Source organism: Vibrio sp. SCSIO 43133, assembly GCF_023716845.1.
Lineage (GTDB): Bacteria > Pseudomonadota > Gammaproteobacteria > Enterobacterales > Vibrionaceae > Vibrio > Vibrio mediterranei.
This window is the reverse complement of sequence record NZ_CP068024.1, coordinates 1,402,213-1,426,154: the sequence shown is the minus strand read 5'-3', so window position 1 is coordinate 1,426,154 and position 23,942 is coordinate 1,402,213. Positions and strand designations below refer to the sequence as shown.

The window sequence follows — 23,942 nt, the reverse complement described above, 5'->3', positions numbered from 1 at the left end:
CTAGTGACCCCAAACGCATTGCGGGTTCCAAATCACTGCGCTATCAATTTGGGTAAATCACTTTCCAATCATTCTTCATATCTGCGATAGTCCAACCTTCTTTCTTGGCTTCGTCTAGTCCCTTATCTAGGCGGCCAACCGAAGAATTACGATCATATTTCCACTCTCGCCCTTCATCAGTATGATGCACATAAAGGCCGAACGTGACACCTTCTTGTTGGGTCGTCCACTGCATCATCTGCAAATCACCGTCAGAGTTACCAAAAGCCGCAATAGGTTGGCGACCTAGTCTCTTGTGAATACCAATGACCTTACCCGCTTTATCATTAATATGAGCGACGTTTGGCAAGCGTTGGATTTCAATACCATTACTAGTGTAAGCGAACTCTGTCTCTATTTCGCTGCCAATAACGTACTCCGGAGAAATACCATACACCTCCTCTGTCCAAGGACGCATAAAGTCTGCTCCTCCACCCGAAACTATGTAGGTCTTGAAATCATTATCACGAAGAAAGTCGAGCACTTCCAACATCGGTTGATAAATCATCTCCGTTAGAGGCCTTTTAGTGATTGGGTGTTTAGCGTTCTTCACCCAAGCTTGCACCATTTCCTCAAATTCCACAGAGTTCATACCGGCATGCGTTGCCATAACCATTTTCAGCAATCCTTCCTCACCATGAGACAGGGCTGCTTTTATGTCGCCTTTCAAAACAGACGCAAACGGCTCTTCGGTTTTCCACTCAGGGTGCTTCGGAGCAAGCTCTTTAATACGGTCCAAGGTAAAGAATAATTGAAAATACATCGGCTTCTCGGCCCATAACGTACCATCGTTATCAAATACTGCGATACGCTCTTCGGCTGGGACGTAATTGTCAGAGCCTTTTGTGGTGACGGTTTCAACAAATTCAACAATAGCAGATTTAGTAGCGCCATCGTTCCAAGAAGGCAAAGGATCAGGATGTTGCGCTGCAAAAACAGGAGTAGATAGAACAGCTAAGCAGACAAGGCTTTTGAAATGCATTTTCATAATTTGCTCTCAGTAATGTAAGTGTATTCATTGGCGTTTGGCATCAGTAAGATAGCTAACCTGAACTGAGAGAATTATGCATTGCACGATCTAAAAATAATCTGCAAAAACGGAAAAGTTAAAAAAACGCTATGCCTAAAAGACATAGCGTTCAATACACTATCGAATGGTGATTTCCTATCGCCCTTCAATGTTACTCATTTAAATCCAATTCATTATGAATCAGAGTTACGCATTGAGAAGCAAACAACATCTTAGGACCAAGGCTGATTTTCTCAGTACCTAGACGCTTTAAACTATTAAAACTCTTCTTCGGCATTGGAATATGGTCGGTAAGAAGAAAACAAGAATTACCGACAAACTGTTGTTCTCGAATGAAGGTGCCTTTCTTATCCATCATGTAGAGCTGATAATCTTCCGCCAGTTCTTGAACCAGCTTTTCGAAGCTAATGGTTCGTACAGTAATACCCGCTTCAACTTCACGTTCTTGCTCTTTACCCATACCTTGGGATACGTCTAATGCTCTGGCAACTTTATCGAGTAGCACTTTCTCATGAAAGCCACCAACGTTACTGATGTCGTTTGAGCTAAAGCGTATAGTGCGAGAGTAATCTTTAGTACTTTCTAGGACGAGGTAAACCACCACATCTTCACGATGAGACTGCGCAACAAAGATCGTGTTCATCAACGTGTGAGCTAAAATTTCGGTATGAGCCTCCTGACCAACGGAAGCGAGAAGTTGCTGGCTTTCGGTAGGGGCGGAACGAGCTCGAAGTACAAAGGCGCGCATAGATGTAAAATCCTACTTAATGAATATAACGAATAACTTAACCAAGATGCTCTATCGCCAATAAGGCAATAGTTACTGTGGGTCGCCATTATCACAGTTTTGCTTGATGAAGTAACGGCAATAATTTAGCTATTTACAGAAATAGTCTTCAGCAGGGTGTGCTTTGAACAAAAGTATTTAAGTCAAACTGATAACTTGTTGAGGTTGCCAGACGTTTCACTGATTTGAACTAATCGCTTATGGTAGCATCGACAATCATCGACACGGATCCACACTATCATCATGCACTCACGTCTTTTTGCCCTACCTTCTGCTGAACGAGAATACATAAATCGCTTGTGCGACGTGCTTCAGTTAATCGCAGGTACTAATATCGTTGGTATCTACTTACTTGGCTCAGCAAGTCAGGGGAGTTATGTTGGGGGTGAAAGTGATTTAGACGTCCAAATGGTGGTAGCGCAACCCCTTTGCGACGCTCAAAAGCAGGCTATCATAGAGGCGCTATCGCACTCTCACCTACCCTGCCCAGCAACCAAATTGGAGTTCGTGGTATATCACAAAGCCCAACTGCGCACAGCACAATCGCTGCACTACGCTATTAATTTCAATACGGGTCGCACCTTAAAGAAAGACTACGTTTCGTTTGACCATAATAATGACCCCAGGCATTGGTTCCTACTCGACATTGCAATGGCCGGCGATTGGGCGATAACGTTATTCGGTGAATCGTTTAATCGCATATTTCCCAGCATTGAACCATCTCTTTTGTTGCAAGCAATGCACGAGTGTCTTACTTGGTTTAACAAACATTATCCGGACAGCAAAGATTGCTATCAGTGCGCTTGCCGCATTCATAGCTATCTATTACGGGGAGTGATGGTCAGCAAACGGCAGTCATTATCAGAGGTGGCTTTAACGGAACAATGGAAGAGTTTACCTGCTCAGGAGTTTGTGGAATCAGTGCTTCAGCAGTTAGATGCGAAGATTGCACACCAATAACCAAGTTGGAAGTGGCACGACGCTCTTATGTTCGCGCCACATACTCAAACTTATTGACACCTATTTATGAAGCACGACTAGTCACAGCACCTGCTTGTGGAATATGTCGTTCTACATTATAAGATGAACAGTTAAGCTTATTTCCCTATTACTAGACTCACTAGAAATAAAGTACTAGTAATAATAAGCAATATCATTTCTTTTTTACGCATATATTATTCTCCTTCGATTTTTAACGAACGACTAAACTTCAGAACACTTAAAATGGAACTTATAATTTAATGAGCTATCAAAAAGAGGAGCATTGACTCTATAAACTATATTACCTTCCACTCTAATTAAGGTAAATATGAAAATAACATCAAATATAAATTAATCTCGATAGTTAAAGCCATACCACAAAAATACAATTAACAATCAAATATAACGCTGAATTACAAAACGAAATATGTCGAAATACTTTCCTTTCCATGAAAAGTAGACTCAATGGACGATGATCGTTACCAGTTATTTTTCTCTTCGCCACATCTTATAACCACTAGCGTGCATACTTTTTCCCAACAAGTGCGTCGCAACCGGTGCCGTCAGCAAAATAAATAACATGGTGCCTAGTACACGTGAGGTTACTGTAATATCCGGAATCCCCACCGCTACAGCAGCCAACAACGCTGTTAATCCCATAGTATTAGCTTTGGTTGATGCATGCATTCGGGTATAAAGATCCGGCATTCTTACCACTCCAATACTAGCAACGATAACAAAAAAGGTACCGATACAGAGCAAAATTCCCGTTATGATTTCCATTACTCTTCCTCCTCTAATGTTCTCTTCGCTATAAAGCTTGAGAAAGCAATCGTGCCCAAAAATGCTACCAGACCTAGCGTTATCGCAACGTCTAATAATGATTTCTGCCCACTATCTAAAGTATGTACTGCAATAAATCCAACGGTAATGAATGCAATCAAATCGAGTGCAACCACTCTATCCGCCAAGGTCGGACCTAATATTAACCTGATAAATACCATCACCAAGCTAAATAATAATCCAGCGTAAGAAATGGTAATAGTAAACTGCAACCAACTATCCACGAGTCACCTCCAAAATACGCTTTTCCATCCCTTGTTTGATAGTTTGAATAACCTCTTCATGCTTAGGTGCGAACATAGCGTGAACGACCAAGTGTTTTTTATCTTCAGTGACATCCAAACTTAGACTGCCTGGCGTTAGTGAAACCATATTAGCCAGTAGCGTAATTTCTAAGTCTGTCGTCACATCCAGAGGCACATAAACAATATCCGGGTCACTCAAGTGTGTTGGCGTCACCACATCCCAAACCACTTGAGCTGCGGAAATCACCATCTCATAGCAGAAGCACAGAAACAGCTTAATCACCGCACTGAAACGTGTGAAATAAGTAGATTTCATTCCAAATGGTTGACTTAGTCTCAAAGCAAAGAAGCCAACCGTAAACCCAACCACGAAATTTAGACCACTGTATTCGCCGTTGATCAGCATCCAAGCACCTGCTAGGAAAACATTGAGGAAAAAGTAATTCATGCTCCACCTCCTAAGACCGCATTAATGTAGGCGCTCGGGTCTAGTAACTGCTCTGCTGCTCCCATGGCTAGCTGGAAAAAAGGCTCTGCAATGAATCCAAACAACAGCGCCATTGATGTCAGGCTGATGATAGGTGCGTAATACAACACCTTGGTTTTCTTACACAGTTTTTTCGCCGGCTTATTTTCTGGTTGTGGCTTCCAAAACGCTTCGCTCCAAATTTTGGTCATCGAAAACAGTGTCAGTAGCCCAACAAATAGAGCTGTACCCGCTAGCCAATAATACTCAACGTGTAGACTGTCTCGAATAACCAGAAACTTACCCCAGAAACCTGACAAAGGAGGAAAACCTGCAAGTGAAAAGGCTGGGATCAGGAACAGAAACGCCAGCAATGGTGTCGATTTGTATACCCCGCCTAAGTGGCGCAATTCACTCGTGCCATACTTGCGTTCTAATACCCCACCAATCAGAAACAGATTCGACTTCACGATAATATGGTGGACGATGTAGAAGATCGCTCCAGCAAGCGCTAACGGTGTCGCGATGGCTAGACCCATTGCCATATAACCAAGCTGGCTAATACTGTGGAACGACAAGATCTTCTTTACGTTGAACTGACTCGCCGCACCTAAAACGCCAGCCAACATAGTTAACCCAGCAATCCATAACATTAATGGTTGCCAACCACTGTCCGACAAAGGAAACACAAGGGTGAACATCCGCATAAGCGCATAGATGCCAACTTTAGTCAGTAGTGCAGCAAACAGAGCAACAACACCACTCGGTAACGTATGGTATGACGCTGGTAACCAGGCAAACAGTGGAAATAATGCCGACTTAATGGCGAACGCAAACAAGAATAGCACCGCCACCGTTGACTGAGTTTGCGGGTGAATGGATGCGACTTTCCCATGCAAGTCAGCAAGATTCAAAGTGCCCGTTGCCCCATAAAGCAAACCAATCGCCAGCAAGAACATTAGCGTTGAGATCAAATTCAACATTACGTACTTAACGGCTCCATCTACCTGTTCACGAGTGGCATCCAGTACCATTAATCCGAACGAGGCAATCAGCATCACTTCAAACCAGACATATAGGTTGAATATATCCCCCGTTAAGAACGCCCCGTAAACACCTGCCAATAGAATATGGATTAATGAATGGAACAAGCTATACGATGGTTTAGGTCGTAAATCTGCCATGGCATAGAATACGATGATTACCCCAATGAAAGCAGTCATGACTACCATGCCTGCACTCAGCATATCGGCGACAAATACGATACCAAATGGCGCCGCCCACTGACCAAACGCGACCGCTTGTGGGCCCAAAGTAGTGACATCGGCAAACAGCATTACGCTGGCGAGCAAGGTGATTAGCGCACTAACACCACTAATCCACTCAACGTATCTCACATGATTGCGACTAAAGAAAACTAAAGCCGAAGTAAGCACTGAGAGAACGACAGGTAACGTTAACCAAAGCGACATTACTGCTCCTCCTCTGAATACGTCATTTGATCAATATCCGCTGTTAAGGACTCTTGATAGGCTCGATAAAACAGCACAAGCGTGAACACCAATAAACCAAACCCAATAACAATCGCCGTTAAAATCAATGCTTGAGGTAATGGGTTTGCAGCACCTATAGGCGGCACAACTGCATTAGCATCAATCAATGGTGGCTCACCTACTGTCAGCCTACCCGCTGTAAAGATCGCCATATTGACAGCACTACTCAGCATAATTAAGCCAAATAGAACGCGTAACAAATGGCGCTCGAGCATCAAATAGATCCCAGCGGCAACAAACACCCCTACGACCACACTCCATAAAATTTCCATTAGTTAAGCTCCTCACTGACGTGCAGTACCATTCCCATAACACCACCAATAACACCCAGATAAATACCAATATCAAAGATCAATGGTGTGCCGAGCGGAAGTACATCTTTCCACCACAACCCGGTCAAGAAAGGTAAGTTGAATAACAAGCTGATAACGCCTGCGATAAAGCTCAGCAATACGCCAAACATAGCAATACTGAATGGCGCGAAGTGCAATCGCTCACGCACATACTTGGGAGACTCTGCAAACATCAGTAGTGATAAACCAATCACTGCGATAAGCGCACCGATAAAGCCACCACCAGGCGAGTTGTGTCCTCGCATCAGGAGATAGAGTGAGAACACCAACATCAAAGCAGCAACGATATGCGAAGCAGTACCAAAGATCAGCGACTGAATGTTCTTGTAGGTCACACTACCCGGCTTCAGTAGACTGACCGCACATAGCCCAGCCATTACCACCACAACCACTTCACCAAAGGTATCGAACGCACGGAAGTCCACTAGAATTACGTTCACAATATTGCGCCCGTGACCGCCAGGAACGCTGTTGTTAGAAAAGAACTCTGCCACACTGGTATCCATCGGCTGTGAAGTAATGTTGATAAGCAGCATAGTGATGGCAAAACCAATCACACTAGCAACCACTGCGTGGAGCGTTTTTCTTTTTATTGAATGTTGACGAACCGTGGCCAGCTTAGGCACATGACGCATCAGCAAGACCAAAAACACCACCATTAGCGTTTCTACCAAAAGTTGCGTCTTAGCCACATCAGGAGCGCTGTAGATCATAAACACCAAAGTTGTCATGAAGCCGATCATTCCTAACGCCGCAACCGCAAGAAGTTTCGTCTTAGAAACAATGACGACAACCGTGGAGACAATAAGCAGTAATGCTACTGCAAACTCGTAGAACTTAACGTCAACAAGTTGGTTAAGCATAACGTCCGAAGAAATATGAACTTGAGATACCAGTAGTACTGCTAACGCTGAAAATGAAATCAAGCCATAAAAACTCATGCGCTTTCGCTGCATCAGATTAGTTTGCCAAGACGCAAATGCCATCATTCCTTTTAGCAAACCATCAAACACCTTGTTCGCATTAGGCAAAGTGATAGATAACCGTGTCCACTGAGCGAGTAGCCAAGGGTAAATCTTATACACTGAGACACCTAGCAAGAGCGTCACCGCACTTAACACCAGAGGCAGATTAATGCCATGCCATAACTTGAGTGGCTCTGGCTCAGATATCGGAGCAATCGAGGTCACGCCGGGCAAAATAACTTGTTCATTAAGCCAGCCAAGCCCCAGTACCGTCGCGAGTACACTAACTAGCGCAAGCGTAATTGGAGGAAGCCACAGCCCCTTATTTACCTCAATAGGTTTGGCTGGTGTTGGTTCACCCTGGTATTTCCGTGAGAAGGGCTTTATTAGAAGAGCAAGCACCAACGTAACGGTCAGTGCATTGACCACCAGCATTAACAGTACCGCTAACGAGCTCACTTCCAAACCAGCTTTGTACATGTACTCTTTACTCAAAAAACCTGGTAGTGGCGGAACGCCCGATGTAGATAGCGCCGCGATAAATGCAGCCACAAAGCTAATTTGTAATACCGGACGTAATCCACGAAGCACCCCAACCTCACGAGTCCCTGTCGCCTTATCGATGTTGCCAATCACCATGAACAAGCCCGCTTTATACATCGAGTGAGCAACGATCAACATTAATGCAGACTTAAGCGCCAAATCGGTACCAATACCTAACAAAAACGTCAGCTTGCCGAGAACGACTGTTGTACTGTAGGCAAGCATTAGTTTTAGGTCGGTCTGTTTTAAAGCTAAAACAGCACACCAAAGCGCCGTGAAACCACCCATTGTTGTTAGTGTATAAAACCAAACCTCACTGTGGGCGTAAATGGGCGAAAGCAGAGCTAATAAAAAGATCCCGGCTTTCACCATCGTTGCCGAGTGCAGATAAGCACTCACAGGTGTTGGTGCTGCCATCGCATTAGGTAACCAAAAATGAAACGGGAACTGCGCCGATTTCGTAAATGCACCCAATATAATGAGCACCAATGATGGAACAAACAGTGCGTGCTCATGAATGACCGACGCCTGCTGTAAAATAGTCGTCAATTGATAGCTTTCGGCCATGTTCCCTAAAAGAATCAGACCCGCTAGCATCGCTAAACCACCAGCGCCAGTAATAAGTAAAGATTGCAGTGCATTCTTTCTAGAAGTTGGGTTCTCGTGGTTAAAACCAATCAGCAAATAAGACGTAATGGTTGTTAGTTCCCAAAAAACAAATAGTAACAACACGTTATTACTGAGCACTACTCCCAGCATCGCTAACATAAATGCCGTTAAGTAAAAGTGAAATTTGAGACGGTTCGGATATTCACGCAAATAAGCCAACGCGTATATTTGCACTAAAGTACCTATACCGCTAATCAAACAGGCAAATAGAAATGATAAACCGTCGAGCCTAAAGCTGAGATCTAAGCCTAAGCTTGGAACCCACGATGCAGTCCACGCCACGCCTTCAGGGCTATACAAGTATAAGATTGAAAGAAATATCGACAGAGGAAACACAGCAAACAACGCGAATAGCTGTGAGCTATGCAGGTTTACACGCTCACCTTGTTTGCCGAGTTTATTGGACGTCAATGCAGCCTTTTCGATGTTCAAGTTAATACTCACCTTTATCTACTATATCCAAGTGAATTCACGCTAAATACCAAATTGCAGAAATAGCAAAACGGTCACTTACCATTGCAGCAACCTTATTCGATTAGTTCCATATACCCGAAGCAGTGCTTGTTTTAGATGAAGAGTTTTCTGATAGCCAACATGAAGAAGTGAGTAGCTAATTTAATACCAGAACAATCATTGAGCTGATTTATTAATCAATCTTTACATCCTAAACGATATAAATTCTATCCTTGGCGAGTATTTTAGTACCAGAATACAATTGTAAAGAGTCGTTGATTAGTCGTAATTCTAATTTCTGAATGTATAAGAAAGCCGATTTTTTAATATATTTATTAAAAATATCTGGAATAGATGACAGTTTGTAACGAATAGTGTCAGAAGGGACAAGTAGGATTAATGGTATTGAGATTTAAAAATAAATTTCAATTATCAGCAACTTAGAGTCAAAAAACAAATCACCAACACAGTAAAGAGGGTTATCAATATGATATTAGTCCTCCTTTAGTAAAAATGGTTCAACACCAGAAACTCGAAAATACCGAATAATAACTTATGTTTTTTTAAACGATATATCAGATAGAATTAAAAGCAAGTAATAAATTGCAATTATTCCTTTCAAGATCACGTTTATAACTTAAGCAAATTCAAGTTTACTTTAGTCATTTACTAAACTTAGGAATTGGATAGTTGATTAACCTAAGAGACCAGTATGACGCCACAACATTCGGTATGGTCACCCCTTTTATGGTGCAAAGACATCGATAAAAGGTCTGCTTGGGTGACGATACGAATGATAGAGGGGTGTCTATTGCTACTTTGCGCCTTTCTGTTCGCGCATTTCTTCTAATCCACCTGCGTTGTGGACATTACTAAAACCAACAGAGGTCAAATAGTCCATTGCTTTACCTGAACGGTTACCACTCCGGCAATACACAACGATCGGTGTAGACTTATCGACATTAGCAAAGTACTTATCAATATCAGATAACGGATAGTTCACTGCATTTGTCAAATGACCATCAGCGAACTCATCAGGAGTGCGCACGTCCACAACCATTGCACCTTGTTCTATCATTTGCCAACCTTGTTCTGCACGTTCAGATGCCGTCACGCTAGCACTAGTCAATACGACACAAAGTACCGACAAGGACAGTATTTTCTTCATAAATCCTCCTAAGTAATAAGGTGTTATATTAATCAAGGAGCTAGCGCAGCCTTTCAAACACTATCGTCTGATCTAACTCTTCATGATAAGGTTGGTAGTCAAAGCCTTTATCGAAAATATAGCTGGTTACAAGAGAACGTACACACGCAATGAGCTCTTCAGCATTCCAAGGCTTCTCAAAATAGTGACTAACGCCTGCCGTATTTATCGCCGTAATAGTATCGGAATGCGTGGCCTGCCCTGTTAGCAACACTTTTTTGGTTTCTTTAAATCGGCTATCTCTGGAGACTTCCGTCAGCAATTCAACCCCCGTCATCCCCGGCATGACATGGTCAGACACGATAACTGCAACGCACTCCCCGTCAGCGTCAAGATCTTCCATTAAGTCGAGAACCTCTTCTCCTGATTCGCAATCCTCAATGTTTAACCAATTCGCTAAAGGCTCCAAATCTTGAATAACCGCGCTCAATACTTCGCGCTGGTCATCGACACAAATGACGTTAAGCTTCTCCATATGCTTCTCCTACAGGTAATTTGACTCGGAAAATGGTGCTCTCCTTATCGCTTTTCACGACAATCGTGCCACCATTTTCACTTACGATTCGTTTAACGATGGATAACCCTAGCCCTAAGCCAAAAGATAGACCGCCCTTCTTAGTCGTGAAATTGGGCTGGAATATTTTTCGGCGGGTAGGTTCATCGATTTCCGGCCCATTGTTGGCAATGGTGACCAAAATTCTTTGATTCGATAACTTTGTTTGAATATCAATTTGAGGTGATTCAGTTTGCAACATGGCATCGCAAGCATTTTTAACGATATTACTCCATATCTGTACATACTCAGTGGATGCCCCTTTGATTAAAGGCAGCGTTGCGGGACGCAGTCGAACAGAAACGCGTCGTAAATCACTTTGTAATAGAGCAAGGGCTTTATTGATGGTGTCGTTGATATCAAGTAATTCATCAGGCTCCCCGTCAGTACGTCCCAGTTGCTTCACAGATTTGACGATACCCACTGTATGTTTGGCCGCGACTCGTAAATCATGAAGATCGCGCCCCATTCCCCAGTACTTTAGTGCTTGCTCAGGGTCTGCTAACCAAGAATCAGGAATCGTGTGGCTTGCAGTGGCTCTAGCTAGACGTTTCGCGAGACTTCGTTCCAATCGATATTGTGACTGTATTTGCTTGGTAAGCTGTCTTACTTCACTTGATGACGCACTTTGTCCTTGCATCAGTCCCACATCGAAGAACTGACTTGCTTCTGGATGCACCTCTTCTAGAAGTTGAATTAAATCTTGCTGTAACCGTTCTGTTTTACTGCTCACCACACCAATAGCGTTGTTAAGTTCATGCGCAATGCCGGCAGCGAGTTGTCCAAGCGTCGTCATTTGCTCCGCTGTGTGTAGACGCTGCAGGGCTTTCTCTTTTGCTAATGCTTCTTGAGTCGCACGACGCTGACGTCGCGACAGTTCGTTGACCATTACTGGCATAAACTGCGCATTGAGTGGCCCTAACGTTTCCGGCGAAACGGCAGGCGTATGCCTATCAATCCACGCTAATGTGACTTCGGTTTTTGCTATGACTGTTGACGACGCAGTCCAAGTCCCTGAAAAGAAACTATGGACTCCAATAAACGCACCAGCCGACGCTGTGAAAAGTTTGGTAAGCTTGCCGTCTTCATCACTTTCAAAGTAACCTTCCAGCTCACCTCGCAATACAAGATAAAGACGGTCATTTTGACCACTTTGACGCAGCACGACCTCATCGGCAGACAAGGTTACCTGCCGATCACTTTGCGAGAAATAATGTCGTACTAATTGCTCCATAAACTCTACCCAATATGTCCCACGGCATGTAATAGCCAAACCAATACGAAGCTAAGCAATACACCAACCACACCAAGAATCACGCCCACTTTGGCCATCTGGTTACTTTGCACATGTCCCGTTGCGTGTGCCAGTGCGTTAGGTGGCGTACTAATTGGCAGCGACATACCCAATGACGCAGCGAACGTGACGACGAGTATCAGCGTAATTTCACCGCCCAGTGGTGTCAGCGACGCCATAGACGTGCCTAACGCTGCCATAATTGGCATCAATAAGTTAGCGGTTGCGGTGTGCGACATAAAGTTTGCCATCACCAAACACAAGAAAGCAGCACCAAACAGCACCACATATGGTGAAAAAGCATCAAATGGAATGCTATGTACAACAAGTCTTGCAAGGCCCGTTTTGTCCAAAGCTAGCCCAAGGGCGATACCACCTGACACCAGCCACAACACGTCCCAAGAGATCTTCTTGAGATCTTCTTTGTTGATAATGCCTGTAAGCGAGAAGATTGCGACTGGAATCAGTGCGACGGTGTACGAGTTCATTCCGTGGCTGGAACCCATCAGCCAAAGTACGATAGTCAATGTGAACGTAATGTAGACCATGATGGCTTTCGGCGTTTTAAGAAACTTACCTTTGATTGAAAGCTCAATTTTCTTTTGATCGGCACTATAAAGGAAGTTAATTAGCATCCAAGCTAACCCCATCATGACCACTACAAACGGCACACCAAACGCCATCCATTCACCAAAACTGATGTAGTTATCACCCACGAGATATTTAAGAGCAATAGCGTTGGGAGGCGTACCAATTGGCGTACCGATCCCTCCGATATTAGCCGCGACAGGGATACATAATGCAAACGCAATTCGTCCAGGATCTTTGGGACCAAAAACAGCGATAACAGGCGTTAAGATAGAGAGCATCATCGCCGTAGTGGCGGTATTCGACATAAACATGGAGAAGATGCCGGTTATTAACATCAAGCCTAACATGACGAATTTTGGGTCACTGCCAAATGGCTTGAGTAACACTCGCGCTAAGTTAACATCAAGGCGATATTTTGTTGCAGCCATAGCCAGAAAGAAACCACCAAGAAAAAGCATGATGATCGGACTGGCAAAAGTTGCCATGATTTCGTTATAACTAAGTAGCTCACCAAAATGGGGCTGTCCTTCATTCAGCCTGAACAGGTAAAGCCCTTTATTCGATACCAGTAACAGCTCAAGCACAATAATCACCACAGAGGTGGCGTAGATAGGGATAGGTTCGAACACCCAACACAAGGCGGCGAGAAGGAAAATCGCGATAACGCGCTGCTGGATAATGGTCAATCCGTCGAAAGGAAATGCCGATAGTGGCAAGAGCAAAACGATTAATGGGATAGATATCGGAATGATATACTTTAAATATTTTTGCATGGTACTGCTCGTCCTGAGAAATATTATACTGTGAGCAGTATCACGCCGCTATGTGTGGAGCTACTTAGCGTAGGATCAAAGTTTTTGCATATTTATCATGAAGTTTCTTGGAGTGTGAATTGGGTAACAATTTGTTATTGTTACTCACATCAGTGATTACACTTATATAAATAACACCATAACGGTTTAGCTGTAGGAAACCAGACAATGAATCCACTCACCATTCTAGATGGCGGTATGGGAAGAGAACTCAAGCGCATGGGCGCACCATTTTCTCAACCCTACTGGAGCGCACAAGCCTTAATAGAAGCGCCGCATTTTGTAGAACAGGCTCATCAGCAGTTTATTGATTCGGGTGCCGATATCATCACGACCAACAGCTATGCCTGTGTACCTTTCCATTTGGGTGATGTTCTCTATCATGAGCGAGGAACAGAGCTCGCAGGTTTGGCAGCGAAGCTGGCTAAAAATGCGGTATCACACAGTAACCGCGCAGTCACTATCGCAGGCTCCCTGCCTCCGGCATTTGGTTCTTACCGTCCAGACCTGTTCATGGCAGAGCGAGGGGCGCAGGTTTGGCAAGACTTAATGCAGGCTCAGGATGCGTATGTCGATATTTGGTTGGTCGAAACACTCTCCAGTATTGAAGAAGCACAGGTGGTATCTCAGGTACTTGCTGAGTCGACAAAGCCTAAATATTACGCGTACACCTTGTTAGATGATGTTAGCCAACTGGGTAAGCTGCGCTCAGGTGAAACAGTAGTCGATGCGGTGCAGTCTCTGCTAAAACACAACCCAGATGGCATCTTATTCAACTGCTCTATTCCAGAAGTTATTGAAGCAGCTTTAGCAGCAACGGCAAAGGTGTTAGAAAGTCACCACTCTTCAATTTGCTTGGGAGCATTCGCCAATAGCTTTACGCCAATTCAATCTGGGCATAAAGCAAATGATGCAGTACAAGAGTTACGAGAAGTCTCTCCACAAGAGTATTTGCAGTTTGCCAAGAAATGGCAGCAGCACGGAGCGAATATTATTGGAGGTTGTTGCGGTATTGGGCCAGAACACATTGAAGTGTTGGCTAAGTGGAAAGCAAGCGTGAAATAACGCCAAGTCAATAATACAGATATGAAAAAGCCAGACGATGAATTATCTGGCTTTTAAGTCGGTTACTTGCGATGGCCTAATCGCACGGTTCCCTGAGTCGAAAACCAAAGCGCTTCCGAGCGGCGGCGGCCTAATAAGATAGGACCATCATCGTAAAACAGGAAGTTCTTCCAATACTTTTTAAACACCGACCATTTAGTTTCAATCACGTTGTACTTCTCATAACAGAAATACACTGTGACGTCGTCTTGCCAATCGATAAACTGATTCACGGCTTCAGGAAGCTCGTTCTCATCTGCTTCCCACGCAGCCATCCAATCAACATCATCTTGCCAATTGCTGTCTTTCATTGGCCAATCTTGTGAGCTTAGACGTTCTGCATCTGGGCTTTGGGCGCTGATATTTTCTTTCCAAAACTGCGCCGCACGCGCTTGAGTCATGGGTTTAATCTGTGGCCAATCTTGCTCAGGAACAGGCATTGATTGATGAGTAAAAATCCATTTTCTTTGGTATTCATCCAAAGTTGTGTAAGACATTCAGTCTCCTAATTTCTTAACCAGCCATTTTCTGTGGCTTCTTCTATCAGCAATTTTGCTTTATCCCAAAGCACTTGTGAACCTTTTTCTATACGTTGGTTCACTTGCATCACTTGTTGTTTGCTAACATTGTTTTCGATCCAGCTTTGACCATCATTCTGGTAGTTCAATAACATCGGGATAAGTCTATCTAACGCCTTAGCAAATCTGGCCTCTGCCGATTCTGCTGCCTCAAACTCGCGCCAAACCGAAAATAATGCCTCTCCTTGGTCATCGGGCAACATACCAAACAAACGCTTGGCGGCTTCAAGTTCAGTTTGCTGCTGCGTTTCATATGCGGCGGTGTCGTAAACAAAAGTATCGCCAGCGTCGATTTCAACCATGTCGTGTAACAAAAGCATTTTGACGACTTTTGCAATATCGACAGGTTCGTTAGCATGCTCTTGCAACAGCAACGCCATCATGGCGACGTGCCAACTGTGCTCGGCACTATTTTCGAAACGACCATCCGCACATCGAACTCGAGTTCGGCGCAAAACGGCTTTTAACTTATCAAGTTCCATCAATAAGTTGAGTTGCTGCTCAAGTCTAGTCATTAGGATGGCTTCCAATTAGGGTTAATCAACGACGTTAACACGTGATCTTCCCATTTATCATCGATTAAAAGATAGTCTTTAGCAAAACCTTCCCGTGTGAAGCCCATCGCGTTTAATACCGCTTCACTGCGAACATTTCTAGGCATATATGATGCGGCAATACGATGCATGTTTTGCACATCGAACATATACGGTATCGCTAACTTCAACGCACGGCGCATATAGCCATGGCCTTGTGCATTTTCTGCTAAAGAGTAACCGAGGTTGCATGAGTGAAATGGAAAACGTATCAAGCTGCTAAACGAGATCGTCCCCTGCATCTGGTTCGTTTCTGCATCGAAAATTAAGCAGTAATACGCCAGCCCCAAACGGTGCAACTCTTCTAACTTCACCAATTTGGCTGCCCACGAGTCGACTTTATAAAAGTCGGCATCTCGTTTTGGTTCCCAAGGTTTGAGAAAGGTCTTGTTATCCCGAAAATACTGAGCAATCGTGTAAGCATCAGAGGGCTTAGCCGTTCTCACTAGAACATTCCCTTCGCGACGGTGCAGCTGCACCGCCGAGCTAAGATCTTCCATTAATTCTTCCTGATATTGTAATCACGCAGCTTATTGGCAATGGAGGTATGTGACACATTAAGACGCTTAGCTAACTTACGACTTGATGGGAAGGACTGATAGAGTTTTTCAAGTACACGTGATTCATAGTCCTTCATGATGTCATCGAGAGAGCCATCGATGTTTAGATTGACAGAGCCGGAGTTCACACTTTCCAACTTAGGCAAATTAAAGTCTTCTAGCTCCAATGTTGACCCCGTTACCTGTGTCAACGCACGCAACACCATATTGTCTAGCTGACGCATATTGCCTGGCCATGGATAGTTGCTGAGAGACTTCACGAGTTCCTCATCAATATCAGGCTTGGCGATGCCTAGCTTATTGCTATGTTTTGCGACAAACAAATCCAATAGCGGTGCGATATCACTAGCTCTCTCGCGCAGGGGAGGAATAGTAAGCGTCAAAACATTTAATCGGTAATAGAGATCTTCTCGGAATGCACCTTGCTCTGCCAGATCCGCCAGATTATAGCGAGTCGATGCAATAATACGCACATCAACGTGTACTTCGTGCTCTTCCCCTACGCGTCTAAAGGTGCCATCTTGTAAGAAACGCAGCAATTTGATTTGTAAGTGAGGGCTCATTTCACCGATTTCATCCAATAGCACAGTACCGCCATTAGCTTGCTCGAAAATACCTTTGTGACCATGTTCATGATTAAATGAACCAGGAGCATGACCAAACAGTTCCGTTTCTGCAACATCATCAGGCATCGATGCGCAGCTCAATACCAAAAAGGGATTAGAAGCACGATTAGAACGATTATGGCAAGCTTTCGCTAGCATTTCTTTACCGGTACCCGTTTCGCCTTCAATCAGCAGCGGTTGGTCTAACATAGCTAGCTTTTTCGCTTGACTCATCAGAGCTTTGTGACGGTTCGATACGCCAACAAAGTGCTCAAACCCTAGCGAATTGCTGTCGGCAAGTACCTCGGGCGCACTTGAGGTTGTAGTTGGGTGGATACTCATAACCGCACTGGCTAATAAAGTTTCATTCGACTCGCCAGTAATGTAAACCGGTAGGATTTCCATGGTGTAATCTAAACCATCAATAACAATGGCTTGTTTCTGTCGGGAGATCTCTCCTTCAATCCACTTGGTGAAGTTAAAGCTTGGTAATAGATGAGAGATTAACTGACCAATGGCTTCTTCTTCGCTTTTCGCAAGTAATTTCAAAGCTGCATGGTTAGCCATATCAATCGCCCCTTTAAGGTCAATTGACAATACCGGATAAGGTAAATTGGTGAGCAGTGACACGAGTTCTGTATTGTGTCGTTCGCTAGGCATAAACTGGATCTTTCGGACGTCTTTCACTCCGGAAATTCGGCGAATTTCGGCCATTAAGTCCCTAAACGTCTCGAAATCAATATCTGGACAGTTCAAGTAGATAATCCCAGATATATCGATTTCAATGCCACGCAAATCAATACTATTGGACGCAAGAATGTCCAATAGCTCGCGCGTGAGCCCCAGTCTATCTTCGCAAAAAACTTCTAAACGCACTTTGTCTTCCTATAGAAAGTGTCACGAAATGTTGACAGTAAGTGTGTATGACAAGCGGTTTCGCGTCAACAAAAACAGTATGTTGGCCCTACGATTTGACTTATTTTTGTACGTTATGCAAGCAAAGTGATAACTAGTTCGCAGTTATCGCTTGTTCAAGGTCGGGATAGACGGTAACTAACTGATCTACTTTGGTAACTTTTAACAATTGGAGAACAGGTACACTCTCAGTGATAAGGCATATGGTGTCACATTGATGGGTTTTTCGCAGCGCCATCAGCGCTCCTAACGCACTGCTGTCCATAAACGTCACACTGGTTAAGTCCAATAACATGCACCGATTTAATGAATCATCTAAACCATCGATACATTGTCGAAAACTCGGGACAGTTTTAGCATCAAAGTGCGGCGCGTCAACTTCGATAACGGTGTGAGTTTCATTACTATAGGCAATGAACGACATCACTTTCTCCTTTTCGGATATTACTTACTCTAGATATGAATATAGTAGCATTTGCAAACTAATCCCAAATATTGCTGCAAACGTTAAGGGTGAAGGCAATCACCATCAAATTAGTAATTCTATTTATCAGATATATCAATAATTCCGCTCGGTTCTACTATGGTCTATCCGGCAAAAATAGCGCAGAATGAGCAAAAAAAAGAGTCCACTTTATGCACGTCAAATATCGCGCTGAATTTATTCTGGTCTTTACCACATTGCTTGCAGGGGCTGGATGGGTGTTTTCGAAAGAAGCCATTCAGGGTCTTCCGCCATTCGGCTTTATTGGTTTGCGGTTTATCTTTGCGTCGTTAATTTTACTTCCATTCTGTATGCGAGCGCTTAAAGCAGCCTCATTAGGAGACTGTCTTCGAGCTATGAGTGTAGGTTGTTTCTTAGGAAGCGCTATCTTTTGCTGGATTCATGCAATTTCTATCAGTGATACCTTAGGCGAAGGCGCATTCATCATGAGCCTGTCGATGCTGTTTGTCCCAATAGTCGCTTGGGTACTATTTAAAACAAAACCAATCCGTGCTTTTTGGCTGTCGCTTCCGATTGCGGCCGCAGGATTGTTTCTGTTGTCTTGGAAAGGAAGTTGGCAAACCGACCCTAGCCAGCTTTGGTTTTTGGCGTCCGCTGTTGGATTGGCGCTCCACTTTAACTTCAATAGCAAGTATTCAGCACAGTTGTCACCTATGCTGCTGACAACCTTGCAGCTGTTTTCAACTGGTTGTATAGGTATTATTCTTTCACTCAGTGTCGAAACTTGGCCTGAACATATTTCGTTGATCACTTGGAAGTGGTTTGCACTGAGCGTTTTACTTGCGACTAGCTTACGGTACTTAATGCAAACAACGGGTCAGAAACTAGCTAATCCGACAAATGCAGCACTATTGATGCTTCTAGAACCAGTGTGGACGTTAATTCTAAGTGTGCTTATCTATTCCGAGCCGATGCCCATTAACAAAGTATTCGGCTGTTTATTGTTACTTGCTTCATTAGTTTTTTATCGCCTAAGTTCGATGGTTTCGTTTCGAAAGGCCAAACGACTTGACCAATAACGGAACAGCGCCCTTACTCAAGGGCGCTGTTCGTTTAGAGCGATCAATGGTGAATCTTATAAAAGACTAGCTAACACGTTTAAGATTCACACCATTCTTTTTTGCAAGTGATGCGCCGAGATAATCGCTAAGTTGTTCGACTTGCTCCGCTTCAAACTCTAAACCGAGCTTGCTTCGCCTCCAAAGCACATCGTCTACTGATACGGCCCATTCTTGCTGCACTAAGTAATCAACCTCTGCTTGATACAGGCCGTGTCCAAAATCCGTACCCAGCTCATCAACACTAGATTTACCTTCAAGGAACTGACTAATACGTGTACCGTATGCTCTGACCCATCGCTTTATAATGCCACTGTCTAGCCATGAGTACTGAGAAGCGAGCTGCTGCTCTAAATGATCACGATTAGAGAAATTACCACCAGGTAGAATTGCTTCACGAGTCCAAGCCTGCCCCATATGAGGGAAGAATGGAGCAAGTTTATCCACCGCTGCCTGACCAAGTTTGCGATACGTTGTCAGCTTGCCACCAAAAATAGATAAGAGCGGAGCATCGTCCATTTGATCATCAAGCTCGATCGTATAATCACGTGTTACTGCTTGCGGGTCGTCAGATTCATCATCACATAGAGGACGAACACCAGACCAATCAGAAATCACATCTTCAGGTGAAATTTTAGTCGTAAAATGTTGGTTAACGATATCGCACAAGTAAGCAATTTCGTTATCATCAATTTTAACTTTGCTTGGGTCACCTTGATACTCTACATCTGTGGTACCTACCACTGAGTAGTTATCCATGTAAGGAATCACAAACACAATTCGTTTATCTTCGTTTTGCAGAATAAATGCATGATTACCATCGTACATCTTAGGAACCACTATATGGCTTCCTTTTACTAGACGAATACCTCTCGGCGATGGCATAGCCAATTGACTGCCGAAGAAACGGTCAACCCAAGGACCTGCGGCATTTACAAGTGCTTTGGTTTGTATTGAATTCACTTCACCTGTCAGCGTGTTCTCGATATCCACACGCCATGCTTCACCAGAGCGTTCGGCTTTAACACATTTTGAGCGAGTGAAAATATCCGCACCTTTCTCTTCAGCTAACTTGGCATTAGTGACAACCAAACGCGCATCGTCAACGGCACAATCCGAATATTCGAAGCCTACTTTCATTTCTGGTAATAGCGGACTTTGCTCGCCCTTAAACTTCACACTATGACTACCAGGCAAAGAAACACGCTTGCCCAAGTTATCGTATAGGAACAACCCCGTTCTTATCATCCAAGCTGGGCGCAAATGAGGTCGGTGGGGTAATTGGAAACGAAGTGGAGAAACAAGGTGCGGTGCATTTTTGAGCAAGACTTCACGCTCTGCAAGAGCTTCCGAAACTAAACGAAACTCATAATGCTCAAGATAACGTAAGCCACCATGAATGAGTTTACTACTTGCCGAAGACGTAGCCGAAGCCAAATCGTTCATTTCATAAAGTGCGACTTTCAAGCCACGCCCTGCTGCATCAGCTGCAACTGCGACGCCGTTAATGCCGCCTCCTATTACGACTAAATCATACACTTTATTGGTTACACTCATAGTTTCCTCGTCCAGCTCTTTATTCGCAAATGCGCGTTTATGTTCGTTTAGATACAATATAATCATCATAAACGAAAAGATCGAGTATTTTTTACACCTTTCACGAAAGTTTCATTAAACCAAGATAAATCAAGGAATGAGAACTCAACCTTTGCAATACGCCGGAAAGTTCATTAACATTAATTTCATGTATATTTGACATTTCGAACACTACAGTGTGCGGAAACGAACATTTCGCGATGACAGCGAAAAAGCATAAAGAAATAACGAGAAAGATATGGAAAGTAAGAAGAAAGTCGTCGTCGCACTAGATCAAGGAACGACTAGCTCCCGAGCTATTATTTTTGATCATGACGCGAATACGATCAGTGCTGCTCAGCGCGAATTCACTCAAATTTATCCTAAGCCCGGTTGGGTAGAACATGACCCGATGGAAATCTGGGCCACGCAGCGCTCTTCCCTTACTGAAGTATTAGCTCAGTCTGACATTGCTAACGAAGAAGTCGCTGCGATTGGTATCACCAACCAGCGTGAGACCACCATTGTATGGGAAAAAGAGACGGGTCATCCTGTCTACAATGCTATTGTCTGGCAGTGCCGCCGTACGGCCGATTTTTGTGAAAAGTTAAAAGCCGACGGCCATGAAGACTACATTCGTGACACGACAGGTTTAGTGGTAGATGCTTATTTTTCTGGTTCTAAGATTGCATGGATTCTCGACAATGTTGAAGGTGCACGAGAACGCGCGGAGAAAGGCGAATTACTATTCGGTACTGTGGATACTTGGTTAATCTGGAAACTGACCCACGGTAAGTCTCACGTTACAGACGTAAGTAACGCATCACGCAGTATGCTGTTCAATATCCATACCCTAAAATGGGATGAGAAACTACTCGATATCTTCAACATTCCAAAATCCATGTTACCTGAAGTTAAATCGAGCAGCGAAGTCTATGGTTACGCCCATATTGGCGGAGGGACTGAAGATATTCCTATCAGTGGTATCGCAGGAGACCAACAAGCCGCCCTATTTGGTCAGCAGTGCTTTAAGAAAGGCATGGTCAAAAACACCTATGGCACTGGCTGTTTCTTACTTATGAACACTGGCGACAAGCCCATCGCTTCGAAACACGGATTGCTCACTACCATCGGATATAAAGTTGGCAATGAGATCACTTATGCGCTCGAAGGTAGTGTGTTCATGGGTGGCGCAACGATTCAATGGCTGCGTGATGAGCTAGGACTCATCCAAGATGCTCAAGATACTCAGTACTTTGCAGAGAAAGTCGATGACTCCAACGGCGTGTATCTTGTACCTGCATTTGTTGGTCTAGGTGCGCCTTATTGGGACCCACACGCACGTGGCACTTTGACGGGATTAACACGCGGCACGAACCGCAACCACATTATCCGCGCAGCTCTTGAGTCCATCGCTTATCAAAGTCGGGATGTCTTACTTGCCATGGAAGAGGACTCAGGTATCAAGCTAAGCCAAATTCGCGTTGACGGCGGCGCCGTTGCTAACGATTTCCTGATGCAGTTCCAGTCCGATATTATGGGTAGCAAAGTCGTTCGTCCGGTTGTCAGAGAATCAACCGCTTTAGGTGCGGCAATGCTAGCTGGTCTCGCAGTTGGTTTTTGGCAAAACCAAGAAGAGCTTGCTGACAAGAAAGAAATCGAGCGTACCTTTAGTCCGCAAATAGAGCGAAATGAAAGAGAAACGTTGTACGCTGGTTGGTTAGACGCGATCAAGCGAACTAAATCACACTAAGGTATAGTTCTTCATAAACTTATTAAGCCCGTATTCGAATAAACGAGTGCGGGCTTTTATTAGGTGCGACGCGTAAAGCGGCTATAAATCAACCCTACTGCCAAGCCAAGTAAGGTTGAGCTAATGCCTAAGAAGCTAACGCCCGAAAGGGTAATCAAGAAAGTCAATAATGCCGCCTCTCGGTACTCTTCCGTCATAAATGCCGAGTGTAAACACATCAATAACGTTCCCAACAAGGCAAAACTGGCTAACATACTGGTAATATCAGCTGGCAGTGCGATAAAAAGAGCAACCACAGACGTCGCGAACAAACCGGCAGCGAGATAAAACACACCGGCCCATATTACCGCTTTATACCGCTGATTCTTGTCGGCATCCACTGAGTCGTTCATGCAGATAGCCGCTGAAATCGCTGCCAAGTTAGCACTAAAACCACCGAAAGGAGCGAAAATCATATTTGCAACACCAGTGGTAATTAACGACGACTTCACTGGTGTTTGATATTGATAACTCTTCATCATCGCAACACCAGGCAAGTTTTGAGAAATCATAGTGATAAGATAAAGCGGTAGCGCAAGATTGAGTAACGCGGATACATCAAAAGTTACCGGTATCCAAACAGGCTTAGCCATCGCTATTTGAAACTCGACAGCGTCATGCGGCGTAACAAACCATGCACAGTTTAATGCTACCGAAAGAAGGAGCAGCATGGCATACCTGGGAACAAAGTGCTTTGCCAGCAGATACGTCAGGAACATGATGATAAACAAGATTGGTGACGTCTGAAGTGGTTCAAAGCCTTTAAGACAGAAAGGTAACAAAATGGCCGCCAACATTGCAGTGCCAAGTGATGAAGGAATTCGCTTTAAGGCTTCACTAAGGGGACCAATCAGCCCTGTCACGGTAATCATTAAACCAGAAACCATAAAGGCACCTATCGCCTCACTTAACTGGTACTCCCCTGCTGACACAACTAACATCGCAGCCCCTGGTGTCGACCACGCGGTGAGGATAGGCATTTTGTAAAACCATGACAGACCTATTGAGGTTAGCCCCATCATTACGCCTAGAACCAACAGCCAGCTTTCGATTTGAATTGGGCTTGCGCCAGATTGCGTCGCAGCTTGAATGATGATGACCACAGAACTGGTATAGCCAACTAATACCGCAGTAAAGCCCGCAGAGACATGACTCAAACTAAAGATTCCTTTCATGTTAGTTCCTTATTTCATCAATAGTGCTATTCTTGTGCGTGATAACGCACAAACCTAAGAGTACCACTGTGCGTTATAACGCACAATAAGAGAACCCT

23 protein-coding genes are annotated in these 23,942 nt (G+C 44.1%); 4 read left to right on the top strand and 19 right to left on the bottom strand.

Going from position 1 to position 23,942, the window contains the following annotated elements; all coding sequences use genetic code 11:
- Positions 1-43: 43 nt before the first annotated feature.
- Positions 44-1,027: an HAD family hydrolase gene (locus JKJ11_RS06860; RefSeq protein ID WP_252038951.1), complete on the bottom strand. Its 984-nt coding sequence runs from the start codon at positions 1,025-1,027 to the stop codon at positions 44-46.
- Between the two features lie 193 nt (positions 1,028-1,220).
- Complete coding sequence (trmY, locus tag JKJ11_RS06855; protein ID WP_006072313.1) at positions 1,221-1,817, bottom strand: tRNA (pseudouridine(54)-N(1))-methyltransferase TrmY; 597 nt, start codon at positions 1,815-1,817, stop codon at positions 1,221-1,223.
- 282 nt (positions 1,818-2,099) lie between these two features.
- Between trmY and JKJ11_RS06850 the strand changes: the two genes are divergently transcribed.
- Positions 2,100-2,816: a nucleotidyltransferase domain-containing protein gene (locus JKJ11_RS06850; RefSeq protein ID WP_240206696.1), complete on the top strand. Its 717-nt coding sequence runs from the start codon at positions 2,100-2,102 to the stop codon at positions 2,814-2,816.
- A gap of 507 nt (positions 2,817-3,323) precedes the next feature.
- Here JKJ11_RS06850 and mnhG read toward each other — a convergent pair.
- From mnhG to JKJ11_RS06800, 10 genes are all read right to left on the bottom strand, one after another.
- A complete protein-coding gene (gene mnhG, locus JKJ11_RS06845) occupies positions 3,324-3,620 on the bottom strand; it encodes a monovalent cation/H(+) antiporter subunit G (protein WP_031494385.1) in 297 nt (98 codons plus the stop codon).
- The gene (locus JKJ11_RS06840; RefSeq protein WP_006072309.1) at positions 3,620-3,904 is read right to left on the bottom strand and encodes a cation:proton antiporter; all 285 of its coding nucleotides are present in this window, start codon (positions 3,902-3,904) and stop codon (positions 3,620-3,622) included. The genes mnhG and JKJ11_RS06840 overlap by 1 nt, the downstream gene beginning before the upstream one ends.
- Positions 3,897-4,373, bottom strand: a complete 477-nt coding sequence (locus JKJ11_RS06835; RefSeq protein ID WP_006072307.1) for a Na+/H+ antiporter subunit E — start codon at positions 4,371-4,373, stop codon at positions 3,897-3,899. The genes JKJ11_RS06840 and JKJ11_RS06835 overlap by 8 nt, the downstream gene beginning before the upstream one ends.
- Positions 4,370-5,863 (bottom strand): proton-conducting transporter transmembrane domain-containing protein, encoded by a 1,494-nt coding sequence (locus JKJ11_RS06830; RefSeq protein ID WP_252038950.1) that lies wholly within the window; start codon positions 5,861-5,863, stop codon positions 4,370-4,372. Before JKJ11_RS06830 ends, JKJ11_RS06835 begins: the two co-directional genes overlap by 4 nt.
- Positions 5,863-6,216, bottom strand: coding sequence for a Na+/H+ antiporter subunit C (locus JKJ11_RS06825; protein WP_006072303.1), 354 nt, complete (start codon positions 6,214-6,216; stop codon positions 5,863-5,865). The genes JKJ11_RS06830 and JKJ11_RS06825 overlap by 1 nt, the downstream gene beginning before the upstream one ends.
- The gene (gene mbhE, locus JKJ11_RS06820) at positions 6,216-8,885 is read right to left on the bottom strand and encodes a hydrogen gas-evolving membrane-bound hydrogenase subunit E (RefSeq protein WP_503060917.1); all 2,670 of its coding nucleotides are present in this window, start codon (positions 8,883-8,885) and stop codon (positions 6,216-6,218) included. Before mbhE ends, JKJ11_RS06825 begins: the two co-directional genes overlap by 1 nt.
- An 856-nt stretch (positions 8,886-9,741) precedes the next feature.
- Complete coding sequence (locus JKJ11_RS06815) at positions 9,742-10,095, bottom strand: rhodanese-like domain-containing protein (protein WP_252038949.1); 354 nt, start codon at positions 10,093-10,095, stop codon at positions 9,742-9,744.
- Positions 10,096-10,135: 40 nt separating this feature from the next.
- A complete protein-coding gene (locus tag JKJ11_RS06810; RefSeq protein ID WP_031494351.1) occupies positions 10,136-10,609 on the bottom strand; it encodes a response regulator in 474 nt (157 codons plus the stop codon).
- Positions 10,596-11,921, bottom strand: coding sequence for an ATP-binding protein (locus tag JKJ11_RS06805; RefSeq protein WP_124941003.1), 1,326 nt, complete (start codon positions 11,919-11,921; stop codon positions 10,596-10,598). The genes JKJ11_RS06810 and JKJ11_RS06805 overlap by 14 nt, the downstream gene beginning before the upstream one ends.
- Before the next feature lie 5 nt (positions 11,922-11,926).
- The gene (locus JKJ11_RS06800) at positions 11,927-13,345 is read right to left on the bottom strand and encodes an SLC13 family permease (RefSeq protein WP_252038948.1); all 1,419 of its coding nucleotides are present in this window, start codon (positions 13,343-13,345) and stop codon (positions 11,927-11,929) included.
- A gap of 207 nt (positions 13,346-13,552) precedes the next feature.
- Between JKJ11_RS06800 and JKJ11_RS06795 the strand changes: the two genes are divergently transcribed.
- Complete coding sequence (locus tag JKJ11_RS06795; protein ID WP_038228272.1) at positions 13,553-14,449, top strand: homocysteine S-methyltransferase family protein; 897 nt, start codon at positions 13,553-13,555, stop codon at positions 14,447-14,449.
- Positions 14,450-14,511: 62 nt separating this feature from the next.
- Here JKJ11_RS06795 and JKJ11_RS06790 read toward each other — a convergent pair whose 3' ends face one another.
- The 5 genes from JKJ11_RS06790 to JKJ11_RS06770 form a co-directional block, all read right to left on the bottom strand.
- Positions 14,512-14,985, bottom strand: a complete 474-nt coding sequence (locus JKJ11_RS06790) for a DUF2947 domain-containing protein (protein WP_006072292.1) — start codon at positions 14,983-14,985, stop codon at positions 14,512-14,514.
- Between the two features lie 8 nt (positions 14,986-14,993).
- Positions 14,994-15,581, bottom strand: a complete 588-nt coding sequence (locus JKJ11_RS06785; protein WP_252038947.1) for an HD domain-containing protein — start codon at positions 15,579-15,581, stop codon at positions 14,994-14,996.
- A complete protein-coding gene (gene rimJ / locus JKJ11_RS06780; protein WP_006072288.1) occupies positions 15,581-16,159 on the bottom strand; it encodes a ribosomal protein S5-alanine N-acetyltransferase in 579 nt (192 codons plus the stop codon). Before rimJ ends, JKJ11_RS06785 begins: the two co-directional genes overlap by 1 nt.
- A complete protein-coding gene (gene tyrR / locus JKJ11_RS06775) occupies positions 16,159-17,700 on the bottom strand; it encodes a transcriptional regulator TyrR (RefSeq protein ID WP_038228270.1) in 1,542 nt (513 codons plus the stop codon). The genes rimJ and tyrR overlap by 1 nt, the downstream gene beginning before the upstream one ends.
- Before the next feature lie 133 nt (positions 17,701-17,833).
- Complete coding sequence (locus JKJ11_RS06770) at positions 17,834-18,163, bottom strand: STAS domain-containing protein (protein ID WP_006072285.1); 330 nt, start codon at positions 18,161-18,163, stop codon at positions 17,834-17,836.
- A gap of 212 nt (positions 18,164-18,375) precedes the next feature.
- Between JKJ11_RS06770 and JKJ11_RS06765 the strand changes: the two genes are divergently transcribed.
- A complete protein-coding gene (locus JKJ11_RS06765; RefSeq protein ID WP_062460023.1) occupies positions 18,376-19,263 on the top strand; it encodes a DMT family transporter in 888 nt (295 codons plus the stop codon).
- A gap of 66 nt (positions 19,264-19,329) precedes the next feature.
- On the opposite strand, the gene glpD is transcribed toward JKJ11_RS06765, so the two are convergent.
- Positions 19,330-20,859 (bottom strand): glycerol-3-phosphate dehydrogenase, encoded by a 1,530-nt coding sequence (gene glpD / locus JKJ11_RS06760; RefSeq protein WP_062460257.1) that lies wholly within the window; start codon positions 20,857-20,859, stop codon positions 19,330-19,332.
- A gap of 277 nt (positions 20,860-21,136) precedes the next feature.
- On the opposite strand from glpD, the gene glpK reads away from it, so the two are divergent.
- On the top strand, positions 21,137-22,630 hold the full coding sequence (glpK, locus tag JKJ11_RS06755) for a glycerol kinase GlpK (RefSeq protein WP_006072280.1): 1,494 nt from the start codon (positions 21,137-21,139) through the stop codon (positions 22,628-22,630).
- A gap of 59 nt (positions 22,631-22,689) precedes the next feature.
- Here the strand turns inward: glpK and JKJ11_RS06750 are convergent, their stop codons facing one another.
- Positions 22,690-23,844: a benzoate/H(+) symporter BenE family transporter gene (locus JKJ11_RS06750; protein WP_252038946.1), complete on the bottom strand. Its 1,155-nt coding sequence runs from the start codon at positions 23,842-23,844 to the stop codon at positions 22,690-22,692.
- Positions 23,845-23,942: the final 98 nt, after the last annotated feature.

What these genes read in the sequence shown, in the direction of transcription:
- JKJ11_RS06815 (WP_252038949.1), bottom strand. Translation starts at nt 10,095, where the DNA reads ATGAAGAAAATACTGTCCTTGTCGGTACTTTGTGTCGTATTGACTAGT.
- JKJ11_RS06790 (WP_006072292.1), bottom strand. Translation starts at nt 14,985, where the DNA reads ATGTCTTACACAACTTTGGATGAATACCAAAGAAAATGGATTTTTACT.
- JKJ11_RS06770 (WP_006072285.1), bottom strand. Translation starts at nt 18,163, where the DNA reads ATGTCGTTCATTGCCTATAGTAATGAAACTCACACCGTTATCGAAGTT.
- JKJ11_RS06810 (WP_031494351.1), bottom strand. Translation starts at nt 10,609, where the DNA reads ATGGAGAAGCTTAACGTCATTTGTGTCGATGACCAGCGCGAAGTATTG.
- JKJ11_RS06805 (WP_124941003.1), bottom strand. Translation starts at nt 11,921, where the DNA reads ATGGAGCAATTAGTACGACATTATTTCTCGCAAAGTGATCGGCAGGTA.
- glpK (WP_006072280.1), top strand. Translation starts at nt 21,137, where the DNA reads ATGGAAAGTAAGAAGAAAGTCGTCGTCGCACTAGATCAAGGAACGACT.
- JKJ11_RS06800 (WP_252038948.1), bottom strand. Translation starts at nt 13,345, where the DNA reads ATGCAAAAATATTTAAAGTATATCATTCCGATATCTATCCCATTAATC.
- JKJ11_RS06825 (WP_006072303.1), bottom strand. Translation starts at nt 6,216, where the DNA reads ATGGAAATTTTATGGAGTGTGGTCGTAGGGGTGTTTGTTGCCGCTGGG.
- JKJ11_RS06785 (WP_252038947.1), bottom strand. Translation starts at nt 15,581, where the DNA reads ATGACTAGACTTGAGCAGCAACTCAACTTATTGATGGAACTTGATAAG.
- JKJ11_RS06750 (WP_252038946.1), bottom strand. Translation starts at nt 23,844, where the DNA reads ATGAAAGGAATCTTTAGTTTGAGTCATGTCTCTGCGGGCTTTACTGCG.
- mnhG (WP_031494385.1), bottom strand. Translation starts at nt 3,620, where the DNA reads ATGGAAATCATAACGGGAATTTTGCTCTGTATCGGTACCTTTTTTGTT.
- rimJ (WP_006072288.1), bottom strand. Translation starts at nt 16,159, where the DNA reads ATGGAAGATCTTAGCTCGGCGGTGCAGCTGCACCGTCGCGAAGGGAAT.
- JKJ11_RS06765 (WP_062460023.1), top strand. Translation starts at nt 18,376, where the DNA reads ATGCACGTCAAATATCGCGCTGAATTTATTCTGGTCTTTACCACATTG.
- JKJ11_RS06795 (WP_038228272.1), top strand. Translation starts at nt 13,553, where the DNA reads ATGAATCCACTCACCATTCTAGATGGCGGTATGGGAAGAGAACTCAAG.
- glpD (WP_062460257.1), bottom strand. Translation starts at nt 20,859, where the DNA reads ATGAGTGTAACCAATAAAGTGTATGATTTAGTCGTAATAGGAGGCGGC.
- JKJ11_RS06835 (WP_006072307.1), bottom strand. Translation starts at nt 4,373, where the DNA reads ATGAATTACTTTTTCCTCAATGTTTTCCTAGCAGGTGCTTGGATGCTG.
- trmY (WP_006072313.1), bottom strand. Translation starts at nt 1,817, where the DNA reads ATGCGCGCCTTTGTACTTCGAGCTCGTTCCGCCCCTACCGAAAGCCAG.
- JKJ11_RS06860 (WP_252038951.1), bottom strand. Translation starts at nt 1,027, where the DNA reads ATGAAAATGCATTTCAAAAGCCTTGTCTGCTTAGCTGTTCTATCTACT.
- JKJ11_RS06830 (WP_252038950.1), bottom strand. Translation starts at nt 5,863, where the DNA reads ATGTCGCTTTGGTTAACGTTACCTGTCGTTCTCTCAGTGCTTACTTCG.
- JKJ11_RS06850 (WP_240206696.1), top strand. Translation starts at nt 2,100, where the DNA reads ATGCACTCACGTCTTTTTGCCCTACCTTCTGCTGAACGAGAATACATA.